This is a genomic window from Streptomyces sp. NPDC060064 (genome assembly GCF_042736455.1).
In the GTDB taxonomy this organism is placed as follows: domain Bacteria; phylum Actinomycetota; class Actinomycetes; order Streptomycetales; family Streptomycetaceae; genus Streptomyces.
On record NZ_JBHWWF010000049.1, the window covers coordinates 39,204 to 45,376 of the forward strand.

At 68.9% G+C, this 6,173-nt stretch carries 9 protein-coding genes and 1 pseudogene; all 10 read right to left on the reverse strand.

The features are described from left to right. Positions 1 to 104: 104 nt before the first annotated feature. Positions 105 to 782, reverse strand: a complete 678-nt coding sequence (locus ACFWDI_RS36500) for an HK97 family phage prohead protease (protein WP_385310851.1) — start codon at positions 780 to 782, stop codon at positions 105 to 107. 10 nt (positions 783 to 792) lie between these two features. Further along, positions 793 to 1,950, reverse strand: coding sequence for a phage portal protein (locus tag ACFWDI_RS36505; protein ID WP_385310853.1), 1,158 nt, complete (start codon positions 1,948 to 1,950; stop codon positions 793 to 795). Beyond that, a complete protein-coding gene (locus ACFWDI_RS36510; RefSeq protein ID WP_385310855.1) occupies positions 1,947 to 2,123 on the reverse strand; it encodes a hypothetical protein in 177 nt (58 codons plus the stop codon). The genes ACFWDI_RS36505 and ACFWDI_RS36510 overlap by 4 nt, the downstream gene beginning before the upstream one ends. An 11-nt stretch (positions 2,124 to 2,134) precedes the next feature. Continuing rightward, positions 2,135 to 3,667 carry a terminase gene (locus ACFWDI_RS36515; RefSeq protein ID WP_385310857.1) on the reverse strand — a complete coding sequence of 511 codons (1,533 nt, stop codon included), beginning with the start codon at positions 3,665 to 3,667 and terminating at the stop codon, positions 2,135 to 2,137. Then, a complete protein-coding gene (locus ACFWDI_RS36520) occupies positions 3,600 to 3,887 on the reverse strand; it encodes a hypothetical protein (protein WP_385310859.1) in 288 nt (95 codons plus the stop codon). The genes ACFWDI_RS36515 and ACFWDI_RS36520 overlap by 68 nt, the downstream gene beginning before the upstream one ends. A 296-nt stretch (positions 3,888 to 4,183) precedes the next feature. After that, positions 4,184 to 4,621 (reverse strand): hypothetical protein, encoded by a 438-nt coding sequence (locus ACFWDI_RS36525; RefSeq protein ID WP_385310860.1) that lies wholly within the window; start codon positions 4,619 to 4,621, stop codon positions 4,184 to 4,186. Positions 4,622 to 4,625: 4 nt separating this feature from the next. Beyond that, entirely contained in the window at positions 4,626 to 4,898 is a 273-nt protein-coding gene (locus tag ACFWDI_RS36530; RefSeq protein ID WP_385310862.1) for an HNH endonuclease, read from the reverse strand. 16 nt (positions 4,899 to 4,914) lie between these two features. Beyond that, positions 4,915 to 5,169, reverse strand: a complete 255-nt coding sequence (locus tag ACFWDI_RS36535) for a hypothetical protein (protein ID WP_385310864.1) — start codon at positions 5,167 to 5,169, stop codon at positions 4,915 to 4,917. Between the two features lie 177 nt (positions 5,170 to 5,346). Next, complete coding sequence (locus ACFWDI_RS36540) at positions 5,347 to 5,547, reverse strand: hypothetical protein (protein ID WP_385310866.1); 201 nt, start codon at positions 5,545 to 5,547, stop codon at positions 5,347 to 5,349. Positions 5,548 to 5,759: 212 nt separating this feature from the next. Continuing rightward, positions 5,760 to 6,173, reverse strand: a pseudogene (locus ACFWDI_RS36545) (cell division protein FtsK); the annotation flags it as partial.

A 6,173-nucleotide genomic window follows, 5' to 3' on the forward strand; every position in this document is an offset into this window, starting at 1 on the left:
GCGGATCCGTTCGGGTGGTGGTCCAGGTGGTGGCGCCGTCACGGCATGCGTGAGCAGCGCTCCGGCGTGGACTCCGGCGCGTCAGGTGATGCAGGCGGAAACGGCTACAGGGCGAGTGCCTCGGCCTGTGCCTGGTACAGGGACAGCGGGTGCCGGTCCGCCTGGGGGGCGGGCTGCAGTCGCCGCTGCAGACGCTCATACAGCGCCCGTGCGTCCGCCTCGTCGAGGCGGTCGAAGTCGGCGCTCCGCATCGCGGGCGCCACGGTCGTGGCGGGGTTGGCACCGAAGTTCACGACGCTCACGTCACCGCGGTGCAAGTCGACTTCGAGGATGTCGCGCTGGTCGTAGTCCGGGGACCACTGCTGCCGGGTCACCCGGAACGCGAACGACATCTCGTCCACGCTGCCCTCCTCGAGGGCGAGCAGCATGTCGTTGACGTCGGACCGCTTGGTGTTGACGTCGGCCTCCATGTGCAGGCCCGTGGTGTCCTCCGACAGGCGCAGAGAGCCGGCCTGCGTGTACGCCATCGCGAGGCCGCCATGGTTCAGCAGCAGCTGCACCTGCGGCGTCTCGGACAGGGTCTTGGCGAACGCGCCCGTGCGGACCACCTCGGAGTACGGGCCGAGCCAGTCCCACATCTCGAACGGGGCCTCGGTCACCGAGGCGTAGCCCTCGACGGTTGAGACCCCCGACTTGCCCTGCTTGGCGCGGACCTCGAGCTGGACCGGGAACGCGCGCCGCACGATCCCGGACGTCTTGGCCCGGTCGCTCTTGACGCTCATCGCGCCCCCTTCACTTGATGGCCTCTTCCGGCCCCGGCGGGCCGAGCTCGTTGGGCTCATCGCCCCAGTCGACGGGCTGCATGTCCTCGTCGTCACGCACCTCGTTGACGACCTTGAACCTGTTGCGGAGCGCGATCGCGTGCGCCCGGTAGCGGGTCAGCAAGTCCGTGCGGGCCAGGGCCGACCGGTTGAACTTCACGTACTGCCCCTCGGGCAGCAAGCCCGTGAACATCCGCTCGCCGCGCACCAGCCACCGGTCGAGCGAGTAGGTCAGCAGGTCCAGTGACCGCTGCTCGACGTTGGCATAGGTCATCGACCCGCCGGTCTCGTAGCCGAGGATCTCCGGCATGCCCGGCCCGTAGATGCGGGCGCACTCCGCGGACGTGTACTTCTGCGTCTCGAGGAACTGCGACTCGTTCGCCGCTACCTGGATCGCCTGGTACTTCCAGCCCTGGCCGAGGACGACCGGCTCACGCGTCCCGCGCATCGAGGACATGAACCGGTCCTTCGCGGTACGGGCCTGCTTCGGGTCCAGGGCCGAATCGTTGGTGAGCATCCCCGAGGGGTGCGCCCCGTCCTCGAACCACTGCATGCCGAAGCGGGCAGCAGCCAGGCCCTGCCCGATCGTCATGGCGTGATGCTGCACCGGCGACAGGCCGAGCAGCCGCCCGGCGACCGAGTACGCGCGCTGGTGCCACATCTCATCCGCGGGCACGTCCTTGCCGCAGACGCGCCAGCGGGGCAGGCCGTCCTTCTCATCGCGCCAGCCCTGCACTTCGTCGGGGTGGTAGAGCACGATCTGTGTCGGGTTCCCGAGCCGGTCGCGTTCGGCGGTGCGGCCGTAGGCGTTGCCGCGCAGCAGCAGCGACATCTTGTACTGGTACAGCCAGTCGCCGATGCCGTAGCCGTCGCCCGCCGGGTCGGTCAGCACAGCAGGCTTGGGCACCGGCTTCCTGGCCTTGCCCTCGCCCTCGTAGACGTCGATCGGCAGCGTGGACACCAGGCTGGACACCAGGTCCGTGGCGGCCCATACAGCGACCTTCTGCAGGCTCGCCTCACTGCGGGACAGGTTGATGCTGGCGAACGTGGAACCGGTCGCAGAGTTGCGCGGGATCTCCGGCTCGGCGAACGGCGCCCGCTTCTCACGGCCGGGGAAGAACAGGCTCATCGGTTCCTCCAGTCGGCCGCCAGGCAGAACGCCCCGGCCAGGGCCAGCCCCGCCGGCTCGTACACCAGCCAGCCCGCTGCCGAGATCAGCACAGCGCCAGCAACACCCGGCGTCTTCGCGACCACCCAGCCGGCCGCCGCGGCGAGGGCGCCCACCAGCTTTGCCCTGTCCATGCGGGCCCCTCTCAATAGATGTTGTCCATCGGGTCGACCGCGTCCTCGACCTCGGCGCCCAGCCCCCATTTGGCGAGCGTCGCGGCCACCAGCGGGCTGATGTCCACGCCCGCGCTCCGGCGTGCCCACGCCCACGCCTCGCCCAGGGAACGCTTCTGTGCGCCCGCCAGGGCCGTAGCCAGGGGCGCCTGGTCGATGTGCGACAGCGACTGCTCGATGACCGCGTCGTAGAACTGGCCAGTGGCCTGCGCGACTTCGCGCGTCTTCGGGCTGACGATCTCCACACCCAGCGCCTCGGCCAGGTCCACGATCAGCGAGCCGGCCGGGCCGCCCGCATCCACGACCCACACGCGCGGCTTGTGCTTCGCGTGCAGATCCTTCGCCCGCTCGATCAGCCAGCCCGTACCGGGCCGGTGGTCAACCACCTCGACATGCGTACCGCCCCGCCACGCCCCCGCCACCGCGATCGCCGCATGCGACCGCTCAGGCGTCATGTCGATCGCGAACGCGACCGCACCCTCCGGGCAGGACTTGGCGTCGGCCAGCGCCCGCCACGCGTCCTCGCCGATGACCTGCCACGTCTCGGCCGCATCCGCCGGATAGGTGCCGACACCGAGCCGCTCACGGGAGTACAGGGCATTGCCCAGCGTCAGACGCCGGTTCAGTGACTTCTCGACCTGCAGCCGGTAGCCAACCGCGGGGTTCGACTTCAGCAGCGAGGCGACCGAGTCGACATCGTCATGCTCCGTGCACCCGGGCTGGCACTCGTCCACGTGCGGGTCGATCGACCACTCCATGTACGCCAGCGACGGATCCGGCACGCCAGTCTCCAGCGCGGACAGCGCCCGCTGCCTCAGCCTGCCCAGCTGCACCGAGGGGTGACCGATGCCGGCGCTGCCCAGGTACCAGAGCTGGCTGTTGTCGACGGCGTCCGACGTCGGGGCGAGCGCCGCCATGGCGTCGTCACCGAGCACCATGCACTCATCCATGATCACGCAGTCGGCGGTGAAGCCACGACCGGAGCCGCTGGAGCGGGCGATGTACCGCAGCTCGCGCCCGTCGTGCAGCTCGATACCCTCACGGCCGACCGTCCTGTGGTAGTGCTTCACGCGTTTATGCAGGTCAGAGCACCCACGGATCAGACGCTCGATTCGCTTCATCGCGCTCATGGCCGTCTTGAACTCGTGCGCGCTCAGCAGGATCTGCTTCTCGCCGCCGATGAACAGGCCCCACAGGACGCGCGCTTCGATGACCGCGCCCTTGCCGTTCTGGCGCGGAAGGTTGATCGCGACCTCTTCGGCCGCCCACTTACCCTCGGCGTTCTCCGCCATGGCCAGGTCGAGGACGAACTGCTGCCACGGATCCAGCTTCAGCCCGGCGCGGGCAGCCAGGTCGACCGCTTCCTGCCCGGCGCTGGAGAGCTGGGTGGCCGGGGCGACGAGGATCCGCGGGCGCTGGGCGCCGTAGAGCGGACCGTCAGACGGACCGGCCGACGGCTCGGGCGGCAGCTTCCCGGCGCTTCTCTCGCTGACGAGCGATGTCATGGACCGCGTCCCCCTCCTCCTTCACCGGCGCCAAGGCGCGGAGCTTGGTCATCGCGGCCGTGAGCTTGTCGGCCACGACGGCCTGAGAGGTGGGGGCTTCGTCCACGGGGATGGCATCGAGCGCTTGGGCGAGCCGGATCGCGACGGCGGCCAGGCCGGGGGTGGACTCCGCCGCACCGAGTTGATCAATCTCGTCGCGGATCTCGTCGGCGATTGACATGATCACCTCTCCGCCCGTCGCGTCCCGCAATGTGACTTGGCGTCAGGTCTGACTGGTTACAGTGCGTTACGTCCCGGTTCGACAGTGGATCATGGAATCGGTGTAAACGATCTTCAAATCGGCCGCGCAAAAAAACGGGAGCGACAAGGGCTTTTGGGTCGCCCGTGCTCCTGACCAAAGAATGGCCGGGCTCAGTCGGTCGATCATGATCGAGGGCACGGATGCGCCTCTCGATCACCCACGAGACGTTGATAGCTCTGCGTGACATGCCGCCGTCGACAGCCTCATGCAGTGGGTCACCATGTCCGTGATGCCTGAGGCATCGCTGAAGGTGACCGGCGCTTGTGCCGCTTGTACCAGCGCTCGGCTACCGCTTCCATGCCAGGCCGGCGCATGTCCTTGATGCGCTGCATCACGATGTCGCGGCCGGGGTCGACGGTGATGAGCTTGGCCCCGAGCCGCTGGTAGTTGGCGCGGTCACGGGGGCTGGGGCTGGTGTTGATCAGGTAGACGTCGACCTTGTCGAGGTGCTGCTCCGCTTCCCGGATGACGGCCCACCGGGCCTTGTGCACCACCTTCTCCAGGGTGCGGCTGTAGTTCCGGTTGGCTGCGCCGGGGCCGGCGAGGGCGAGGGCGAGCAGGTCGAAGTCGACGACGATGTCGGTGGGCTTGGCGTGGGCCCGGATCCAGCTGGACTTGCCGGCGCCGGGCGGACCGCTGATGACGTACAGCACCGGGTCACCACCTCCGCGACGTCGGCAGCGGCTGCGGGCCTGTGCGGTTGCCCTTGGCGCTGTTGCAGCGTCGGTGCATGCCGCGGGCATTGGCGGGGTCGAGCAGGCTGCCGCCCTTGGACAGCGGGACGATGTGGTCGAGGGTGAACGACATCGGGTGCCGCGGGTCAAGGTTGGGGTCGATGTTGTGGCCGCAGCGGGCGCACGGCATTCCGAGGGCCTTCACGGCGGCGCAGAGTCGGCGGTAGGGGCGCCCGTTGCGCGGGTTGCCTGCCACGGGCGCCCACCTCCGTCTACAGGTCGTCGAGGACGTCCTTGCGGGCAGCGGCAGCCTTGCGGTTGAGCCGGATAGTCATGGTCACTGCGGCGATCGTGGAGAGGGCGCCGAGGACGACGAGCAGGGTCTGCGTGATGACGCTGACGATGTGGACGTCCTTGGTCGCGTTTTCGATCAACAGCATGATGATCCAGCCGCACAGCCAGGCGAACCAGATCCCGAACTTCTCTCGGCTCACGGCCCGCTGAATGTCGCTGTAGCTGCTGGGCATGGCTTCCCCCAAGGACGTGCGGATGAGGGGGACATCATCGGGCACGTCGGGTGATCGGGGCAGGGGAACGGCGAAGACCCCGACCGCCCGTCTGGTCGGGGCCTTCATGAGCTGGTGGTCAGCTGGGTTTTGGGCACAGCTGTACACCGAGATCGTTACACCCCGCTGACCTGCGCGTCAAGCGGCAGCCCGCATGCGGCGCTTGGTGTCAAGGGCGGTGACGTCGTGGACGGCGAACAGGGGCTGTCGTGGGCTGCCGCCGGCGCGGGTGAGCTGGCCGCGGTGGACGAGCTGCCGGACGCCTCCGAGGGCGATGCCGAGCAGTCTGGCGACCTGGTGGGCGGTGAGGTAGCCGGGCGGGGCGTACAGGGGCTCCATGCGCCCAGTGTGACGTATGGGCGCCCGCCTCGATGGGGCCGCTCACAGGCTTCGCGGGGGTCGGCCATCACCCCCTCTAGCCCCACTACTTGGCAGGTCACGGGCCACTACAGGGGGGTCTACGACGGTAGAGGCCCCCCTCTAGATCCACTCGCCGGGTAGCGGGGTTCCAGAGGGGGGCGTCGTAGTGGGGGTTGTAGTGCCCTCCCCCTCTACCGGGCGTCGAGGAGCTCGGCCGGCACGGCGTTCTCGAGGTCTTCGCGGCGGTATCCGGCGAGGTTCTTGCCGCCGATGTTGACCTGCTTGGTGGTGCGCTTCACCCCCGCGTCCTCGAGCTCCTTGGCGAGGCGTTCGGCATCCCAGTCGCCGTAGTCCTCGTCCATGTTCTCGAGGCGGACGAGCAGGTCGGCCGTGTGCATCTTGGGGCTGTGCCGCATGACGGTGAGGCAGTCGGACAGCACGGGGGCGATGGTGACCCCTGCGGCTTCGGCGGCCGCGGTCATGTCTCCGCTGGCGTCGCCGGTGAGCTGTCCTGCGTCCTCGCGGAGCTTGCGGCCCTTCATGCACATGGAGTTGAAGGCGGCCGTGGTGAGCAGGTCGTTCTTCACGGTGGTGTACGAGGCGGG